The sequence below is a fragment of the Streptococcus sp. sy010 genome (genome assembly GCF_007859175.1).
In the GTDB taxonomy this organism is placed as follows: domain Bacteria; phylum Bacillota; class Bacilli; order Lactobacillales; family Streptococcaceae; genus Streptococcus.
The window spans coordinates 147,393-165,428 of sequence record NZ_VOHO01000003.1; the positions used below are offsets into that span (position 1 = coordinate 147,393).

Annotated in this window: 18 protein-coding genes, 1 pseudogene and 1 riboswitch; of the genes and pseudogenes, 14 read left to right on the top strand and 5 right to left on the bottom strand. The window is 39.3% G+C overall.

Annotated features, from left to right (window positions below; all coding sequences use genetic code 11):
• Positions 1–7 precede the first annotated feature (7 nt).
• On the top strand, positions 8–700 hold the full coding sequence (ftsE, locus tag FRX51_RS04040; protein ID WP_146496063.1) for a cell division ATP-binding protein FtsE: 693 nt from the start codon (positions 8–10) through the stop codon (positions 698–700).
• Positions 693–1,604, top strand: a complete 912-nt coding sequence (gene ftsX, locus FRX51_RS04045) for a permease-like cell division protein FtsX (protein ID WP_146496065.1) — start codon at positions 693–695, stop codon at positions 1,602–1,604. Before ftsE ends, ftsX begins: the two co-directional genes overlap by 8 nt.
• Positions 1,605–1,649: 45 nt before the next feature.
• Here the strand turns inward: ftsX and FRX51_RS04050 are convergent, their stop codons facing one another.
• Positions 1,650–2,273, bottom strand: a complete 624-nt coding sequence (locus FRX51_RS04050; RefSeq protein ID WP_146461548.1) for an HXXEE domain-containing protein — start codon at positions 2,271–2,273, stop codon at positions 1,650–1,652.
• A gap of 99 nt (positions 2,274–2,372) precedes the next feature.
• On the opposite strand from FRX51_RS04050, the gene FRX51_RS04055 reads away from it, so the two are divergent.
• Entirely contained in the window at positions 2,373–2,957 is a 585-nt protein-coding gene (locus FRX51_RS04055) for a TetR/AcrR family transcriptional regulator (protein WP_146461546.1), read from the top strand.
• A gap of 40 nt (positions 2,958–2,997) precedes the next feature.
• Here the strand turns inward: FRX51_RS04055 and FRX51_RS04060 are convergent, their stop codons facing one another.
• Positions 2,998–4,320, bottom strand: a complete 1,323-nt coding sequence (locus FRX51_RS04060; protein ID WP_146496067.1) for a sodium:alanine symporter family protein — start codon at positions 4,318–4,320, stop codon at positions 2,998–3,000.
• A 104-nt stretch (positions 4,321–4,424) separates the two neighbouring features.
• A riboswitch (glycine riboswitch) is annotated at positions 4,425–4,514 on the bottom strand.
• Positions 4,515–4,753: 239 nt separating this feature from the next.
• On the opposite strand from FRX51_RS04060, the gene FRX51_RS04065 reads away from it, so the two are divergent.
• From FRX51_RS04065 to FRX51_RS04080, 4 genes and pseudogenes are all read left to right on the top strand, one after another.
• Positions 4,754–5,497 carry a DeoR/GlpR family DNA-binding transcription regulator gene (locus FRX51_RS04065; RefSeq protein ID WP_146496069.1) on the top strand — a complete coding sequence of 248 codons (744 nt, stop codon included), beginning with the start codon at positions 4,754–4,756 and terminating at the stop codon, positions 5,495–5,497.
• Positions 5,494–6,405 (top strand): 1-phosphofructokinase, encoded by a 912-nt coding sequence (gene pfkB, locus FRX51_RS04070; protein ID WP_146496071.1) that lies wholly within the window; start codon positions 5,494–5,496, stop codon positions 6,403–6,405. Before FRX51_RS04065 ends, pfkB begins: the two co-directional genes overlap by 4 nt.
• A complete protein-coding gene (locus FRX51_RS04075) occupies positions 6,402–8,351 on the top strand; it encodes a fructose-specific PTS transporter subunit EIIC (RefSeq protein WP_146496073.1) in 1,950 nt (649 codons plus the stop codon). The genes pfkB and FRX51_RS04075 overlap by 4 nt, the downstream gene beginning before the upstream one ends.
• A 228-nt stretch (positions 8,352–8,579) precedes the next feature.
• Positions 8,580–9,635, top strand: a pseudogene (locus tag FRX51_RS04080) (CapA family protein); the annotation flags it as partial.
• A gap of 78 nt (positions 9,636–9,713) precedes the next feature.
• Here FRX51_RS04080 and FRX51_RS04085 read toward each other — a convergent pair.
• The gene (locus tag FRX51_RS04085; protein WP_146496076.1) at positions 9,714–9,905 is read right to left on the bottom strand and encodes a hypothetical protein; all 192 of its coding nucleotides are present in this window, start codon (positions 9,903–9,905) and stop codon (positions 9,714–9,716) included.
• 141 nt (positions 9,906–10,046) lie between these two features.
• Here FRX51_RS04085 and FRX51_RS04090 point away from each other — a divergent pair, with 141 nt between their 5' ends.
• Positions 10,047–10,883 (top strand): ZIP family metal transporter, encoded by an 837-nt coding sequence (locus FRX51_RS04090; RefSeq protein WP_146496078.1) that lies wholly within the window; start codon positions 10,047–10,049, stop codon positions 10,881–10,883.
• Positions 10,884–10,908: 25 nt separating this feature from the next.
• Here FRX51_RS04090 and FRX51_RS04095 read toward each other — a convergent pair whose 3' ends face one another.
• Positions 10,909–11,679: a peptidylprolyl isomerase gene (locus tag FRX51_RS04095; protein WP_146496080.1), complete on the bottom strand. Its 771-nt coding sequence runs from the start codon at positions 11,677–11,679 to the stop codon at positions 10,909–10,911.
• Positions 11,680–11,927: 248 nt separating this feature from the next.
• On the opposite strand from FRX51_RS04095, the gene FRX51_RS04100 reads away from it, so the two are divergent.
• Complete coding sequence (locus tag FRX51_RS04100; protein WP_146496082.1) at positions 11,928–14,204, top strand: DNA translocase FtsK; 2,277 nt, start codon at positions 11,928–11,930, stop codon at positions 14,202–14,204.
• 33 nt (positions 14,205–14,237) lie between these two features.
• On the opposite strand, the gene FRX51_RS04105 is transcribed toward FRX51_RS04100, so the two are convergent.
• Positions 14,238–14,594 (bottom strand): DUF3397 family protein, encoded by a 357-nt coding sequence (locus tag FRX51_RS04105; RefSeq protein WP_146461523.1) that lies wholly within the window; start codon positions 14,592–14,594, stop codon positions 14,238–14,240.
• A 56-nt stretch (positions 14,595–14,650) separates the two neighbouring features.
• Here FRX51_RS04105 and FRX51_RS04110 point away from each other — a divergent pair, with 56 nt between their 5' ends.
• The 5 genes from FRX51_RS04110 (at position 14,651) to frr (ending at position 17,955) form a co-directional block, all read left to right on the top strand.
• On the top strand, positions 14,651–15,181 hold the full coding sequence (locus FRX51_RS04110; RefSeq protein WP_186627108.1) for a methylated-DNA--[protein]-cysteine S-methyltransferase: 531 nt from the start codon (positions 14,651–14,653) through the stop codon (positions 15,179–15,181).
• A 115-nt stretch (positions 15,182–15,296) separates the two neighbouring features.
• Complete coding sequence (rplK, locus tag FRX51_RS04115) at positions 15,297–15,722, top strand: 50S ribosomal protein L11 (RefSeq protein WP_146461519.1); 426 nt, start codon at positions 15,297–15,299, stop codon at positions 15,720–15,722.
• A gap of 92 nt (positions 15,723–15,814) precedes the next feature.
• Positions 15,815–16,504, top strand: coding sequence for a 50S ribosomal protein L1 (rplA, locus tag FRX51_RS04120; RefSeq protein WP_146496086.1), 690 nt, complete (start codon positions 15,815–15,817; stop codon positions 16,502–16,504).
• Between the two features lie 150 nt (positions 16,505–16,654).
• The gene (gene pyrH, locus FRX51_RS04125; protein ID WP_146461516.1) at positions 16,655–17,383 is read left to right on the top strand and encodes a UMP kinase; all 729 of its coding nucleotides are present in this window, start codon (positions 16,655–16,657) and stop codon (positions 17,381–17,383) included.
• A 14-nt stretch (positions 17,384–17,397) separates the two neighbouring features.
• Positions 17,398–17,955 (top strand): ribosome recycling factor, encoded by a 558-nt coding sequence (gene frr, locus FRX51_RS04130; RefSeq protein ID WP_146461514.1) that lies wholly within the window; start codon positions 17,398–17,400, stop codon positions 17,953–17,955.
• The last annotated feature ends 81 nt before the right edge of the window (positions 17,956–18,036 follow it).

The following is an 18,036-nucleotide window of genomic DNA, read 5'->3' on the forward strand; positions in this document are numbered from 1 at the left end:
AAAATAAATGGCAATTATTGAAATGAAAGGCGTGACGAAAAAATACAGTCGTGCCAATACCGTTTTGGGAGGTTTGGATTTGACCATTGGTTTGGGTGAATTTGTTTATCTCGTTGGCCCATCAGGAGCAGGAAAATCAACACTCTTAAAACTGCTTTATCGGGAAGAAAAAGCGACTAAAGGGCGTTTGCGTGTGGCTCGTTTTGATTTGACCAAGATGAAGAAAAAAGAAATCCCTGTATTACGTCGCAGTCTAGGTGTTGTGTTTCAAGATTATAAGTTACTATCTCAAAAAACAGTTTATGAAAATGTTGCGTTTGCCATGGAAGTTATTGGTAAGAGTCGCAAGGAAATTAAAAAGCGAGTCCCTGAGGTGCTTGAAATGGTCGGTTTGAAACATAAGCAACGCTCTTTTCCAAGGCAGTTATCGGGTGGTGAGCAACAACGTGTGGCGATTGCACGCGCTATTGTCAATAACCCTAAAGTTCTGATTGCCGATGAACCAACAGGTAACTTGGATCCAGAAATCGCTTGGGAAATCATGAAGTTGCTAGAAAAAATCAATCTTCATGGCACAACCGTGATTATGGCAACTCACAATAGTCAGATTGTTAATACCATGCGTCATCGGGTTATTGCCCTTGAAGAAGGCCGCATTGTCCGTGATCAAGAGGAAGGAGATTACGGTTATCATGATTAAAAGTTTGTTTGAATCCTTGAAAAGTTTGAAGCGTAATGGCTGGTCAACCTTTTTTGCTACCACTTCAGTGGCAGTAACCTTAACCCTAGTTGGACTTTTCTTAGCAGTCTTACTCAATGTGGAACGCTTGGCAACAGGTGTGCAAAATAACCTAACCATCAATGCCTATCTAGCAGTTGATTCCACAGAAACCCAAGAAAATATTACTGACGGTGAGGGCAAGACCCAACCCAATCCTAACTATCATCAAGTTTACAATCAAATCACTGCACTTACTGGAGTTAAATCAGTTACCTTTTCTAGTAAGGATGAGCAGTTGGAACAACTCAAGGCAACCTTGGGTGATGAATGGGATACTGTTGAAGGCAATGTCTTATCTGATGTTTATGTGGTAGAAGTTGATTCAGCAGACCAGCTCAAGTCTATTGCTGAACAGATTCAAGGCATTTCAGGTATTGATGAAGTTAACTATGGCGGTCTTGATACGGAAAAATTACTAGGTATTTCTAAGATGGTTCGCTTATGGGGCTTGGTTGGCGCAGGTATTTTAGTACTGGTAGCGATTATTTTAATTTCTAATGTGATTAAAATAACTATCATGTCACGTCGTCGTGATATTGAAATCATGCGTTTAGTTGGAGCAAAAAATTCTTACATTCGTGGTCCCTTTTTCTTTGAAGGAGCATGGATTGGCTTAATCGGGAGTGTTTTGCCAGCTTTATTGACTTTCTTTTTATACCAAGTTGTTTATAATTATTTGCAAGGTGGTTTGGCAGCTTCAGGTCTTAGCCTTTATCCGCCAACCATGTTTAGCCTTAGCTTGATTCTTGGCTTGACCTTGCTGGGTATCTTGATTGGTTCATTTGGTTCTTTACTAGCTATGGGACGCTATTTGAAAAAATAATAAAAAAGCCTTAGGGCTTTTTTTATTATTGATGATGTGTTGATTTTAAGCCTTGAAATTGGCACCGTATGCCGTTTGTTCAGTTAAGTCATAGCCAGATTTTTGCCCTAATTGCCAATAAAGTTTTGAACGGAAAGAAAAGAGAAAGACAAAAATAAACCAAGCGACTGCAAGAACGTAGTCAAACCAAGTCAATACGTTTGCTTGAAAGACAGTTGTAAAATAATAGATACCGATGATTCCCATGCCAACACTTGTCACTAGTCCAGCATTATAAATGGTTTTCAATTTTATCGGAAAGATAAGAAAGTGCATAATAACTTCGGCAAATAAAAATAGCATGGCAGACAGAGTAAGAAAACTAAAGTTTGGGAAAAGCAAAGGCAGGATGTAAACTAAAAATAGAAAGCTCCAATTTCCAAACATGGAATTAAGATTATTACAATTCCACTTGGTATAATCCATCTCATCACTATTCATCATGACTTTCATCCCCATTAAAGGAAAGCCACCTGGGAAACCAAATTCCTCAAAGAAATGTAGAAAGAGAAAAATAATAGCTGTTACTAAACAAACTTGACTAGCATTAAGTGGGAAAATGAAGGCTAACGCACTGATACCAGAAAGATAGACGGAAAGATAATGCCAATTATTTACGATTTTTTTCATAAAAGTTCTCCTAAATGATTGATAGTTGTATTATAAATGTTTTTTAACTATAATAAAACAGACAATGCTAAGCAAAATGTCTAATTAAAGGAGATAATGATGGCAAGGCCTAAAAAATCAGAAAAAGATGACCTGGCAACCACAAAAATTGAAAAAGCTTTTTTGGATTTACTTGAAATAATGCCTTATTCAGACATAACGGTTCTTCGTATCTCGCAAGAGTCGGGTGTTAATCGTAATTCTTTTTACTATCATTATGCCGATAGTTATGATTTGGCACAAAAGATTTTTCTAAAATTAACTAACAATGACGTGGCTAAACAGTTTCCTATGTTATTATTGGATTCTCTCAAAAAAGAAGAAAATTTTGCAAATCTGGATGAAGCACTTTTAACGTCTTCTAAACACATTATGCTCTATGCTAGAAATGACTCGTTATATTTAAATCAATTGGTCAAGGACTTATTAAAAGATGCTTGGTTTAAGGCTTTTGGGATTTGTGAGGAGCGTTTATCAATAGAAGAAAGGCTACAAGTGAATTTTATATTTACAGGTCTGGTGGCTGTCTTGGGAAGTCAAGAGATGAAAGACAATCCATTTAAGTTATTAACATTGTCTCATTCTAAGATTGGAAAAGCCATCATAATGACCTTAGTAGATTTGGCTAAGTCGCAAGAAAAATAAAAAACCACTTCGAAACATTAGTTAGAAGTGGTTTTTTATTTTATTTACGGAAATATGTTTTAGTTTCTTTAATAATAACTGGTGATAGGGCCAAGAGAGCGATTAGGTTTGGTAGGGCCATCAGACCATTGAAAATGTCTGCCAAAATCCAGACTAGCTCTAATTGTAAAAAGCCACCTAAAGCAACCATTAGAACAAAAAAGATTCGGTAGGCTGGGATGCCTTTAGTACCAAAGAGAAACTCAAAACAACGTTCGCCGTAGTAAGACCAACCTAAAATGGTTGTAAAAGCAAATAGAATCAAACAGAAAGTCAAGGCATAACTTCCCCAAATACCAAAAACAGAAGCAAAAGCTGCTTGAGTAAGGGCAGCACCACTCAGGTCAGTTGACCATTGACCGGTCACTAAAATGGCAAGTCCTGTCATGGTACAAATGATAAGGGTATCAATAAAGGTACCAGTCATTGAAATCAAACCTTGTTCGACGGGTTCATTTGTCTTGGCGGCAGCTGCAGCAATCGGAGCAGATCCCAAACCAGATTCGTTTGAGAAAACACCACGTGCAATCCCTTTTTGAATGGCATCTTTTATGGTTGCTCCAGCAAAACCACCAATAGCAGCTGTTGAAGTGAAGGCAGATTGAAAGACGAGAGTCAAGGTTGGCAGGAGTTTGTCAATATTGATTAAAATAACACAAAGACTAGCTAAAATGTAGATAATCGCCATAAATGGCACAATTTTTTCAGAAATTTTTGAAATGGATTGAATCCCACCAAAGATAATGATAGCAGTGATAATAGCAATCACGATACTGGTCACTTGTGGTGCAAAATTAAAGCTATTTTCCAACGAAGCGGTAATCGAGTTAATTTGTGCAAAGGTTCCCGTTCCAAAAAGTGCCACTAAGATACCTGCTAGAGAAAAGAATTGAGCAAGGGGTTTCCATTTTTGTCCCATACCATGAAGAATGTAGTACATTGGCCCACCGGAAATTTCGCCATTTTGGTCGGTTGTGCGATATTTGATGGCAAGTAGCCCTTCGGCATACTTGGTTGCCATGCCAAAGAAGGCAGCAACCCACATCCAAAATAAAGCCCCAGGTCCACCAGCAGTGATAGCAGTTGCAACACCAACAATATTCCCAGTTCCAACCGTTGCAGCAAGAGCAGTTGCTAATGCGGCAAAACTTGAAATATCTCCCTCTCCCTCATCTTCAGTAAAAATTAGCTTGAAGGCGTGTGGCAGATGAATGATTTGTAATAAGCCCAAACGGATAGTTAGGTAGATGCCTGTTCCAACCAGTAAGGCGAGAAGAGGGACTCCCCACACCAAATCATCAATAGTTGTAAAAAATGCAAGCATGTATAAGCTCCTTTTCTAAAGTGATTGACAAAAAAGACTGTCCGTTAAGACAGCCTTCTGGAAACAACAAAAAGAAAGACAAAAAGACTCACACAGTCATTTTTGTTTTTTCTTCTGTCCTTTTACCTGAGAGATTGAGCATCAATGCCTTGCCCCTTCGGTGCCGTAAAATCGGTCTCTCCAGAAGTCCGTCAGTAAATCAGTCTTTATCTTACAAGTAAGACACCTGAGAGTTTTACTCCTTGGGTGAAGACCGTAGTCTTGCTTTCCTGATTTCGTCAATCGGTTTATTTAATTTATGAATTATTTTACTTCAAAATAGATTTTCTGTCAATAGGTTTCAAAAAATGATTGTTTTTGAAAGAATTTGCTTGACAATGATAGAAAAAAGGGTATAATAAAATTGTAAACGATTGCAGTAGGAGGTGGTTTTATCTTAAAATCAGAGCGAAAACGATTGATTATAGACAAAATTCACCAAGAAGGTGTGGTTAGTTTAGAAACTTTGGTTTGTCTGCTTAATACCTCTGAATCAACAGTTAGACGTGATTTGGAAGAATTAGCGGCAGATAAGTTGCTCAGACGAATTCATGGAGGAGCGGAACGCCTACCTAGCTTGCAAGAGGAATTAAGCAATCAACAGAAATCTGTCAAAAACATTCAAGATAAAAAAGAGTTGGCTCTTTTGGCGTCCGGCTTGGTGAATGAAGGTGACGTTATTTTTGTTGATGCTGGCACAACAACAAATTGTTTGATTGAAGCCCTTCCTGAACTCAAGCTGACCGTGGTGACCAATTCCATTCAACATGCTAGTAAGTTGGTGGAAAAAGGTATTGAAACCATGATGATTGGTGGTATGGTTAAACCAACAACCAATGCCAATATTGGCAGCATGTCGGTTGAACAAATCAATCAGCTAAATTTTGACAAGGCTTTTTTAGGCATGAATGGGGTGAATGACTCTTATTTCACCACACCAGACTTGTCAGAGGCCTCTATTAAAACGGCGGTTATTAAAAACAGTCAGGAAAGTTACATTTTGGTTGATTCGTCTAAGTTGGATCAAACTTATTTTGTTAAGGTTGCTACAGTTGAGGAAGCAACTGTGATTACCAATCGGAGTTCTGTTTCGTTTGTACAAAAATTAAAGGAGAAAACAAGAGTTATTGAAGCATGATTTATACAGTAACACTTAACCCGTCCATCGATTTTATCGTTCGTCTAGAACAGTTAGCATTAGGTGGTGTGAACCGCATGATTAGTGACGATAAATTTGCTGGAGGAAAAGGAATCAATGTTAGTCGCATCTTGCAACGCTTAGGGGTTGACAATACGGCGACAGGTTTTATCGGAGGTTTCACTGGTCGCTTTGTTGAAGACGGACTTTTGTCTGAGAAAATCCAAACGGATTTTGTCTGGGTTGACCAAGACACTCGTATCAATGTCAAAGTTAAGGCTGACGAAGAAACTGAAATTAACGGAGCAGGGCCAGTTATCAGATCAGAACAGTTGGCTGCGTTAGAAGAGAAATTATCTCAATTAACAGCTGATGATGTGGTTGTTTTTGCTGGTTCTGCACCAGCAAATCTAGGTAATGAAGTCTATAAGCAACTCATTCCCTTAGTCAAGCAGACAGGAGCTCAGGTGGTTTGTGATTTTGAAGGGCAAACTCTCCTTGATTCCTTGGCTTATCAGCCCTTATTAGTTAAGCCGAATAACCATGAATTAGAGATGATTTTTGGGGTTCAACTATCTGGTCTGGCTGATGTTGAAACATACGCTAAGAAAATTTTAGACCAAGGTGCTCAGCATGTCATTGTTTCTATGGCAGGTGACGGTGCTTTGCTAGTGACGCCAGAGGCAACTTACTTTGCTAAACCAATCAAGGGACAGGTAAAGAATTCTGTTGGTGCTGGTGATTCTATGGTGGCTGGTTTTACTGGCGAATTTGTCAAATCAAATGATCCTATTGAAGCTCTGAAATGGGGCGTGGCATGTGGAACGGCGACAGCTTTTTCAGATGATTTGGCAGAATTGGAGTTTATTAAAGAGATTTATCAAAAAGTGGAGGTAGAAAAATTATGAAAATTCAAGATTTATTGAGAAAAGATGTCATGATGCTTGATTTACAAGCAACGACTAAGGAAGCTGTCATTGATGAAATGGTCAAAAACTTGGTTGACAAGGGTTATGTAACAGACTTTGACACGTTTAAGGCAGGTATCGTTAAACGTGAAGAGCAAACGTCAACTGGTTTGGGTGATGGGATTGCTATGCCACATAGTAAAAATGCAGTAGTTAAAAAAGCAACGGTTCTGTTTGCCAAATCTGCTAAGGGAGTTGACTATGAAGCCCTTGATGGTCAACCAACTGACTTGTTCTTCATGATTGCTGCTCCAGAAGGAGCAAACGATACTCACTTGGCTGCCTTGGCTGAATTATCTCAATACCTTTTGAAAGATGGTTTTGCAGATCAATTACGTCAAGCGACAACAGCAGATCAAGTGTTAGCAGTATTTAACCAAGCAAAAGACAAGAAAGCAGAAGAAGTTGTGGCAAGCTCAGCAACAAATCAAGACTTCATCGTAGCAGTTACTGCATGTACGACAGGGATTGCCCACACTTATATGGCAGAAGAAGCCCTTAAAAAACAAGCAGCTGAAATGGGTGTAGGTATTAAAGTTGAAACAAATGGTGCGTCGGGTGTTGGTAACAAATTGACGGCTGACGATATTGCTCGTGCTAAGGGGGTAATCATTGCGGCTGACAAGGCTGTTGAAATGGATCGTTTTAACGGCAAACCTTTGGTATCACGTCCAGTTGCTGACGGTATTAAAAAATCAGAAGAGTTAATCAACCTAGTCTTGTCAGGTCAAGCTGATACTTACACTGCCAAATCAGGTACAACAAGTGTGAAATCAGAGCAACCAACAAGCTTGGGTGGTGCTTTCTATAAGCACTTGATGAGTGGTGTTAGCCAAATGCTTCCATTCGTTATTGGTGGTGGTATTATGATTGCCCTAGCCTTCTTGGTAGATAACATGCTAGGTGTCCCACAAGATTCTCTTGGTAGCTTGGGTTCTTACCATGAGTTTGCCTCAGTCTTTATGAAAATCGGTGGTGCAGCCTTTGGCTTCATGTTGCCATTATTAGCAGGTTACATTGCTTACTCAATCGCTGAAAAACCAGGTTTGGTATCAGGTTTTGTGGCAGGAGCGATTGCATCAAGCGGTCTAGCTTGGGGTAAAATTCCATTTGCAGCTGGTGGTGAAGAAACACTAGCACTTGCAGGGGTATCGTCAGGTTTCCTTGGTGCCCTAGTTGGTGGTTTCTTGGCAGGTGGTGTCATTCTTGTCTTGCGTAAACTTTTGGCAGGATTGCCACGCTCACTTGAAGGCATCAAGTCAATCCTTTTGTTCCCCGTTTTGGGTGTCTTCTTGACAGGTTTCTTAATGTTATTTGTCAATATTCCAATGGCTGCTATCAATACTGGTTTGAATAATTTCCTTGAAGGTCTATCAGGAAGCTCAGCAGTTCTTATCGGCTTAGTTGTTGGTGGCATGATGGCTATTGACATGGGTGGTCCAATCAACAAGGCAGCTTATGTCTTCGGTACAGGTACTTTGGCAGCGTCTGTTGCTAATGGTGGTTCAGTTGTTATGGCAGCCGTTATGGCAGGTGGTATGGTACCGCCGTTGGCAGTCTTTGTGGCAACACTTCTTTTTAAAGATAAATTTACTGAAGAAGAACGTGAGTCAGGTTTGACGAACATTATCATGGGTCTATCATTCATTACAGAAGGTGCGATTCCATTTGCGGCAGCTGACCCAGCTCGTGCGATTCCAAGCTTTATGGTCGGCTCAGCCCTATCAGGAGCTTTAGTTGGCCTTGCTGGTATTAAATTGCTAGCGCCTCACGGTGGTATCTTCGTTATTGCCTTGACAAGTAATGCCCTACTTTATCTTGTCTTTGTCCTTATCGGAGCAATTGTTTCTGGTATCCTATTTGGTGCCCTTCGTAAAAAAGCATAATATTTAGAGGTTAGGCAAATTGTCCTAACCTCTTTTTATCGCTAGTGTTTAGAAAGCGTTTTATTTTCTGATAAAAGATGGTACAATAAAGTTAGTGACAAGGAGACGATGATGAAAAAACGTGATAATGTGACTGTTTTACTTTATTTTGGAATTTTGGCTATGGGTATCATGGCTATGGTAGCCAGTATTTTTGTACCAAAAAAAGAGAGTAATCAAACTAATTCAACGACTCAGACGGCACGAATTGTGGCTAATGGGGATATTTTGCTTCATAATGTTCTTTATACCAGTGTTCGTCAGCCAGATGGCACTTATGATTTTGATGATTATTTTACCTATGTCAAGGACTGGATTAGTGATGCCGATTTAGCCTTGGGTGATTTTGAAGGCACAATCAGCTCAAATTATCCCTTGGCTGGCTATCCCTTGTTTAATGCCCCGCCAGAAATTGCAAAAACGATGAAAAAAGTCGGCTATGATGTGGTAGATTTGGCACATAATCACATTTTAGATTCTCAGTTGGATGGGGCTATTGAAACGGTACAAACCTTTAAGCAAGAAGGGATTGACAGCATTGGGGTTTATACTAAAGATCGTGCCAAGGAAAATATCTTGATAAAAGACGTCAATGGTATCAAAATTGCTATTTTGGGCTATGCTTATGGTTATAATGGGATGGAAGCTAATCTGACTAAGGAAGAATATGAAAAACATTTGTCAGATTTAGATGAAAAAAAGATGAAGGCTGATATTGAAAAAGCCGAAAAAGAAGCAGATGTAACGGTTATTATGCCTCAAATGGGAGAGGAATATGCTTTGAAGCCTACGGCAGAACAAACACGACTTTATCGTAAGATGATAGATTGGGGAGCAGATGTGGTCTTTGGAGGTCATCCTCATGTGGCAGAACCAGCAGAAACCATTGAAAAAGATGGTCAAAAGAAATTTATCATCTACTCTATGGGGAATTTTATTTCTAATCAAACCTATGAGCAGTTGGGCAACAAATGGACTGAACGTGGGCTTTTGATGGATGTAACCTTTGAAAAGACAGGTGATGAAACCATCGTGAAAACAGTCAAGGCTCATCCAACCTTAGTTTGGGCTTGGGGCAAGGGAATTTATGGTGAAGAGGGCTATGAATACTTTGACTATCGTGTGATGGTGCTGGAAGATTTTATCCAAGGCGGTCGCTATCGTAACCAATTAGATCAAAGCATGCGACAAAAAGTTGATCAAGCCTATAAGGAAATGAATCGTTTAGTCAATTTAAAATGGTAAATAAAAGATGTGTTTGCTCTACTAACACGTTACTTAATCAAGGACATAAAAAATGAGTTGCTTAGCAACTCATTTGTCTTATTTACCGAAAAGTCCTTTAACTTTATCAAGGATGCCGTTAACACCTTCGCCACCACTAACAAGTGCTTTAGCTTGTTCGAAGTACTCACCTAGGTTGTCTTTGTTTTCATTGATAAAATCTTGAGCTGCTGAAAAATCTTTTTTAGCAATCATCTCTTTAATTTGTTCTAAAAGTTCTTGTGGATTCATTTAAATATACCTCTTTTCTTATTTGTTTCTATTAAACCATAAAAAAGCCTAAAAGTCCAAGGAGTTTGCTTAAAGTTTTTGATTTATTGTGCTATAATATCAATAAAACGTTTACAAGGTAGTTGAATTGAGAGAGAAAGGATGAAGACAATCTTGACTTGGTTTACAGAATTGTCAGTGGTTTGGCAAGGTTTTTTAGGTGGTCTATTTACTTGGTTTTGTACGATTATAGGCGCTGCAGTAGTTTTTTTATTTAAGACCATCAGTCGAAAATTATTAGATACCATGCTGGGTTTTGCGGCAGGTGTCATGATTGCAGCGTCGTTTTGGTCACTTCTAGCTCCATCCATTGAGTATGCAGATACAATCTATGGCAGCTGGTCTTGGGTACCTGCTGCTGTTGGTTTTCTAGGAGGCGGCATTTTTATGCGTCTTGTGGATTTTTTGGTTCCTCATTTACATTTGGGAAATGACATTGATCAAGCAGAAGGTGGTGCCGAAATTGAACGTAAAAAATTATCAAAAATTACCCTGCTTTTTTTAGCCATTACCATTCACAACATTCCAGAAGGTTTGGCGGTAGGAGTAACGTTTGGTGCCTTGGCTAATAATCCCTCTCCTGCTGCGTTTATTGGAGCTGTCGGCTTGGCCATGGGGATTGGTTTACAAAATATCCCAGAAGGAGCAGCCCTAGCCATTCCGATTAGAACAGATGGCAAATCAAGAAAAACGGCATTTTTTTGGGGTGCCATGTCAGCGGTTGTCGAGCCCATAGCGGCTTTAATAGGAGCAGCGGCAGTTATCTATATGACACCAGTCTTACCTTATGCCCTATCTTTTGCTGCGGGAGCCATGATTTTCGTCGTGGTTGAGGAACTCATTCCAGAATCTCAAACACATGGTTATACCGACTCAGCAACCTTAGGCTTAATGCTAGGCTTTACTATCATGATGATTTTAGATGTTGCTCTTGGATAAGGAAATAGACTGGATTTATCCCAGTCTATTTTTTTGCTTCTTTGAGGATTTGAATCTCCTTGATGATAATATCTTCTTTTGGCTTATCTTGACTATCCACCTTGGTTTGGGCAATCTTATCAACCACATCCATCCCTACTGTGACTTGACCAAATACAGTGTAATTGCCGTCTCCTTGAGGATAACCACCTTTTTGATAGGCTTGGATGATTTTTTCAGGATAGAGTTGGTTATCGAGTTGATAGGTGACGTCATCTTTATTTTGGACAATGTAAAATTGACTACCGTTGGTATCAGGTCCAGCATTAGCCATGGCAAGTGCTCCACGGATATTGTAAAGGTAGTCAGACACTTCATTGACAAAACCATTACCTGAATCAATCGAGCTATCCTTACCATTCCAAATGGATTGTCCCCCTGTTCCATTTCCTTCTGGATCTCCTGACTGAATCATAAAATTATTGATGACACGATGAAATGTTAAACCATTGTAGTAGCCTGACTTAGCATGGGTAAGAAAGTTTTCAACGGCTAAGGGGGCATATTCTGGGAATAATTTGATGGTGATGTCACCAGCAGAAGTTACCAATTTTATCTGGGCTTCATTTTCTCCAACTTGATCGGAAAGTTGTGGGAAATCAGCCTTATTTAATACAGCTAGACGTTCTTCAGCTTCTTTTTGTGCTTGACTTGATGCAATATAGTCATCTCCCTTAATAGCACGATCCAAGCTAGTGCAAGCGGATAAAGCAAAAATACTAACAAAAAGAGAGAGTAGGGTAAAGCTTTTTTTCATAGAATTCCTTCTTTCTTTTAGGGTATAGATAGTTGAGTAATCTTTATTATAGCATAATGACAGAAAAAGTTTCTCACTTTGATGAGTAAACTTGACGAATACCAAACATGTTTTGATTTATTGCTATAAATATATTAAAATAATAGTCAACAGAAAAGAAGGGGCGACTCTTTAGAGGGGAATAGTTTATTGGTAAAATGACATCAGTAATGGTGATGTCATTTTATAGATAGACGATAAATAAAACGATGACAAAATCAAAAAAACAAAAAAAAGGACGAACACGTCGTCCAACTAAGGCTGATTTGGAACGCCAAGCAGCCATTAGACGTTTATTAACGGCATTATTAACAGCTTTTATTTTCTTTTTTGCGATTTTTCAGCTAGGTCGTTTTGGCGTGACCACCTATAATCTCATCCGTTTTGTCGTCGGGAGCTTGGCTTATCCAGTCATGTTTGCCTTGTTAATTTATTTATTCGGCATCAAATGGTTGAAAAAAATGACAGGCTTAATAAGTGGTAGCTTGATTTTTTTCATTGGCTTGTTATTGGAATGGCATGCTTATCTTTTTAGTCTAACGAATTTGGCTCGACAAGATGTCTTTGCGGGAACCTTTGACCGTTTAACCAGTGATTTGTTAACTTTTCAGACCAAACAATTTGTTGGTGGTGGTTTATTGGGTGCTTTGATTTACAAGCCTGTAGCCTTTCTATTTTCCAATATTGGTGCCTTTTTGATTGGTGGTTTATTTATCCTGTTAGGCTTGTTTTTGATGAGTCCTTGGGAATTGTTGGATCTCATCAATGGTTTTAAAGTCAGATGGGCTAAATGGCAGGCTGCTCATGAACTGAGAAAGCAAGAACGTTTTTTGGAGCGTGAGGAAAAACGACAAGCTCAAGCCAGTCTTTTGGCTGAAAAGATGGCAGAAAAACAAGTCGATTTTGAAACCGGAGAAATTCTTGAACCTCAGAGTATTATGTCAGAAGCTGAAATTATCTCGTATGAAGACGATAGTCTTTGGCAAGAAGAGCCAGTTTATGACGAGGAATGGTTGGCAGATTCGATAGTTGATGATGAGAGAGATTTTGCTTTTACGACTAAGGAAAACTTGTTTTATCAACTTCCTGATCTAGATTTGTTTGCGCCTGATAAACCCAAAAATCAAAATCGTGAAAAAAAATTGGTTCGAGATAATATCAAGATTTTGGAAGAAACCTTTGCCAGTTTTGGCATAAAAGTTGTAGTGGAGCGAGCAGAGATTGGGCCTTCTGTAACCAAGTATGAAATCAAACCAGCCGTAGGGGTTCGAGTGAATCGTATTGCCAATTTGGCGGATGATTTAGCCTTGGCACTAGCTGCCAAAGATGTGCGAATTGAGGCTCCTATTCCAGGGAAGTCCTTGGTCGGTATCGAAGTGCCTAACTCAGAGATTGCCACCGTGTCGTTTCGTGAGTTGTGGGAACAATCAAAAACCGATCCCAAAAAACTCTTGGAAGTTCCCTTGGGTAAAGCAGTCAATGGAACCGCAAGGAGTTTTGATTTGGCTCGTATGCCCCATCTCCTAGTGGCAGGATCTACAGGTTCTGGTAAGTCAGTTGCAGTGAATGGTATTATTTCCAGTATCTTGATGAAGGCAAGACCAGATCAAGTTAAGTTCATGATGATTGATCCTAAAATGGTAGAATTATCTGTTTATAATGACATTCCCCACCTTTTAATTCCTGTTGTAACTAATCCTCGAAAGGCGAGCAAGGCTTTGCAGAAGATTGTGGCTGAAATGGAACATCGTTATGAACAGTTCAGTCAATTAGGTGTTCGCAACTTGGAAACCTATAATAGTAAAATTGAGGCTTACAATGCTCAATCTGATCAGAAGTACATTCCTTTGCCACTTTTGGTGGTCATTGTTGATGAATTGGCAGACTTAATGATGGTGGCTAGTAAGGAAGTTGAAGATGCTATTATTCGTTTGGGTCAAAAAGCGCGTGCCGCTGGTATTCACATGATTTTGGCAACCCAACGCCCATCGGTTGATGTAATCAGTGGCTTGATTAAGGCTAATGTCCCATCGCGAGTTGCTTTTGCTGTGTCTAGTGGGACAGATAGTCGTACAATTTTAGATGAAAATGGCGCTGAAAAACTTCTAGGACGAGGAGATATGCTTTTTAAGCCCATTGATGAAAACCATCCAGTTCGCCTACAAGGTTCTTTTATTTCAGATGATGATGTCGAACGTATTGTCAACTATATTAAATCTCAGGCAAGGGCAGATTATGACGAGAATTTTGATCCGGGTGAGGTGTCAGAAGATGAGATGAGTGGATCGTCTTCTGGGCAGAGTGATCCCTTGTTTGAAGAGGCCAAGCGTCTTGTTATTGAAACGCAAAAAGCAAGTGCTTCAATGCTTCAACGTCGCTTGTCTGTTGGCTTTAATCGTGCCACTCGTCTGATGGAAGAATTGGAAGAAGCTGGTATTATTGGTCCAGCCGAAGGCACGAAACCTCGTAAAGTTTTACAAAGTTAAAATAAATAAGGTTGAAACAACATTGTTTCAACCTTATTTTAAAAGAAAAATCATTACCAACATGCCCAAGTAAAAAACTAAAGTGACCAGAAAACCAGTTCGCCAAAAAAGTTTGAAAAAAGCCTTGTAAGAAAAATAGTTGGGCTGTTTGTTTAAGAGCCAAAAGCTCACAAAGATAGCCAACAAGGATAATAAAATCAAATAATGGGGTAACAGAGAATGGAGAAAAAATTGTTTAGAGAGAAAAAAAGCAGCAACTGAGAGAGCTGGGAAAGCTAAATCAGGAAATTTCAGCCCCAATCTATGTAGTTGACAAAATTTAGTGATTAGGAAAGATACTAATGGAATTAAAACAAAGAGAGCTGTAGCCACAATTTTATAAATCATCATATCCTTATTGTAGCTTGAAAAAGCGAAATTGTAAATGCAAATGCTATAATAAAGACGTGAAATTAAAGAAAAAAACAATTCCAAGCCCCCTGGGTCAGCTCCTTATTATTGCTGATGACAAGTCTCTATACACCTTGACTTTCAGTGATAGTTCCAACCAGTCCAGTTTACTGGAAAAAATCTGTCGGCAGACAGGTGCTATTATTGAAGCGGGGACAAATGATGTGATTGAGCGAGTCGTCATAGATTTGCAGAATTATTTTGCTGGCAAGTCCATGTCCTTTAATCTGCCAATGACCTTGATTGGCACAAGTTTTCAGCAGGCAGTCTGGCAAGCTATGTCAAGGATCCCTTACGGAGAAACCGTCAGTTATAAAAGCCTAGCTTTACAATTGGGAGATGTCAAAAAAGCACGAGCTGTTGCCAATGCTTGTCGGCAAAATCCAGTTTTAATTCTTATTCCTTGCCACCGTGTCATTGCCAGTAATGGCAAACTAGGTGGTTATGTGGCAGGTTTGACCAAGAAAATGAACTTATTAAATCTTGAAAAAGAAGCTCAGTGTAAATTTTTTAAAAAAATCAAGTAAAATTCTTGCAAAAGAAATTAGGATAGGTTATACTGAAAAAGTATGCTTTAGGGCATATCTGTGGGAGGTAAAAATCTATAATTACCGCCAAAACCACAACAGGAGGATTTAGAAAATGGCTAAAAAAGTCGAAAAACTCGTTAAACTTCAAATTCCTGCTGGTAAAGCAACACCAGCTCCACCAGTTGGACCAGCACTTGGTCAAGCAGGAATCAACATCATGGGATTCACTAAAGAATTTAATGCTCGTACAGCTGATCAAGCTGGCATGATCATCCCAGTAGTTATCACTGTTTATGAAGATAAATCATTTGATTTCGTAACAAAAACACCTCCAGCTGCAGTTCTTTTGAAGAAAGCTGCTGGTGTTGAAAAAGGTTCAGGTACACCAAACACGACTAAAGTTGCTTCAGTAACTCGTGCACAAGTACAAGAAATTGCTGAAACTAAAATGCCAGATTTGAACGCTGCTAGTCTTGAAGCTGCAATGCGTATGATCGAAGGTACTGCTCGTTCTATGGGATTCACTGTTACTGACTAATAGTAAGCCCCATTTACCCGCAAGACTTCATCAGCAGATGAGCGACGTGGGAGATGAAAATCGTTAAAACCACATACAAGGAGAAAGAAAAAATGGCTAAAAAAAGCAAACAACTGCGTGCTGCACTTGAGAAAATCGACAGCACTAAAGCTTACAGCGTAGAAGAAGCTGTAGCACTTTCAAAAGAATTGAACTTTGCAAAATTTGATGCAACTGTAGAGGTTGCTTACAACCTTAACATTGACGTTCGTAAAGCTGACCAACAAATCCGTGGTGCAATGGTATTGCCAAACGGAACTGGTAAAACAGCTCGTGTCCTAGTTTTTGCTCGTGGAGCTAAAGCTGAAGAAGCTAAAGCAGCAGGTGCAGACTTCGTTGGTGAAGAAGACCTAGTTGCTAAAATCAACGATGGTTGGATGGACTTTGATGTTGTTATCGCAACACCAGATATGATGGCTCTTGTTGGACGTCTTGGACGTGTCCTTGGACCACGTAACTTGATGCCAAACCCTAAAACTGGTACAGTAACAATGGATGTTGCTAAAGCAGTTGAAGAGTCTAAAGGTGGTAAAATCACTTACCGTGCTGATAAAGCAGGTATCGTTCAAGCGATTATCGGTAAAGTATCATTTGACGCTGACAAACTTGTTGAAAACTTTAAAGCTTTCAATGATGTCATGGTTAAAGCGAAACCATCAACAGCTAAAGGAACTTACATGACTTCTGTTACCATCACAACAACTCAAGGTGTTGGTATCAAAGTTGATCCAAACTCATTATAATTTATTAAAATCTCGTCTTTGGACGGGATTTTTTCTTATTTTTCCATGATATTGACTAAGAAAATGACAGGAGAAAATTTTATCTAGTTGTGACTAGGTAAATGCGTTAAAATATGGTAAAATAATAGGGATAAAATAAGGAGTAAAGAAATAGTGAAACCAAAATATAAGCGTGTATTGATTAAGTTGTCCGGCGAAGCTTTGGCAGGTGAAAAAGGGATTGGTATCAATCTACCAACCGTTCAAGAAATGGCTAAAGAGATTCAAGAAGTAGCAGCATCAGGTGTGCAGATTGCCTTGGTTATCGGTGGTGGTAATCTTTGGCGTGGTGAACCGGCTGAGCAAGCTGGCATGGATCGTGTTCAGGCTGATTACACTGGAATGTTGGGAACTGTGATGAATGCTCTTGTTATGGCAGATAGTTTACAACAGTATGGTGTCGACACACGCGTTCAGACAGCAATTGCCATGCAACAAATTGCTGAACCTTATGTGCGTGGTCGTGCCTTGCGTCATTTGGAAAAAGGACGAATTGTTATCTTTGCTGCAGGAACAGGTTCTCCTTATTTTTCTACAGACACAACAGCAGCCCTTCGTGCAGCTGAAATTCAAGCAGATGCCATTCTTATGGCTAAAAATGGTGTTGATGGAGTTTATAACGATGACCCTCGCAAGAATGCAGATGCTATTAAATTTGATGAATTGACTCACATGGAAGTTCTCAAACAAGGCTTGAAGATTATGGATTCAACTGCTAGCTCTTTATCGATGGATAATGATATTGACTTGGTTGTCTTTAATCTAAATGAGTCAGGTAACATCAAACGTGTTGTTTTTGGTGAAAATATCGGAACAACGGTTTCAAATAAAAAAGGATAAAAGGAAGAAAAATTATGGCTAACCCAATTATTGAAAAAGCACAGGAACGTTTTCAACAATCACACCAATCACTTGGTCGTGAGTTTGCTAGTATTCGTGCAGGTCGTGCAAATGCTAGTTTATTAGATCGTATTCAAGTAGAGTATTACGGTGCACCAACCCCCTTGAATCAATTGGCTTCAATCACTGTACCAGAAGCTCGTGTGCTGTTAATCACCCCATTTGATAAATCTGTTTTGAAAGAAATTGAGCGTGCTATCAATGAATCTGATTTGGGAATCAACCCAGCCAATGATGGCTCAGTTATTCGTTTGGTAATTCCAGCCTTGACTGAAGAAACACGTCGTGAATTGGCCAAGGATGTGAAAAAAGTTGGTGAAAATGCTAAGATTGCCATTCGCAATATCCGCCGTGATGCGATGGACGAGGCTAAAAAGCAAGAAAAAAATAAAGAAATTACAGAAGATGAATTAAAAGTCTTAGAAAAAGACATTCAAAAAGTGACTGATGATGCCGTGAAGCACATCGATCAAATGACAGCTAACAAGGAAAAAGAATTGTTAGAAGTTTAAGAACAGACTTGAGCGGGATTTCCGAGAAATCCTGCTTTTTTGGCAAAATGGAAAGGGAAGGATTTGGCAGTTGTTCAAATC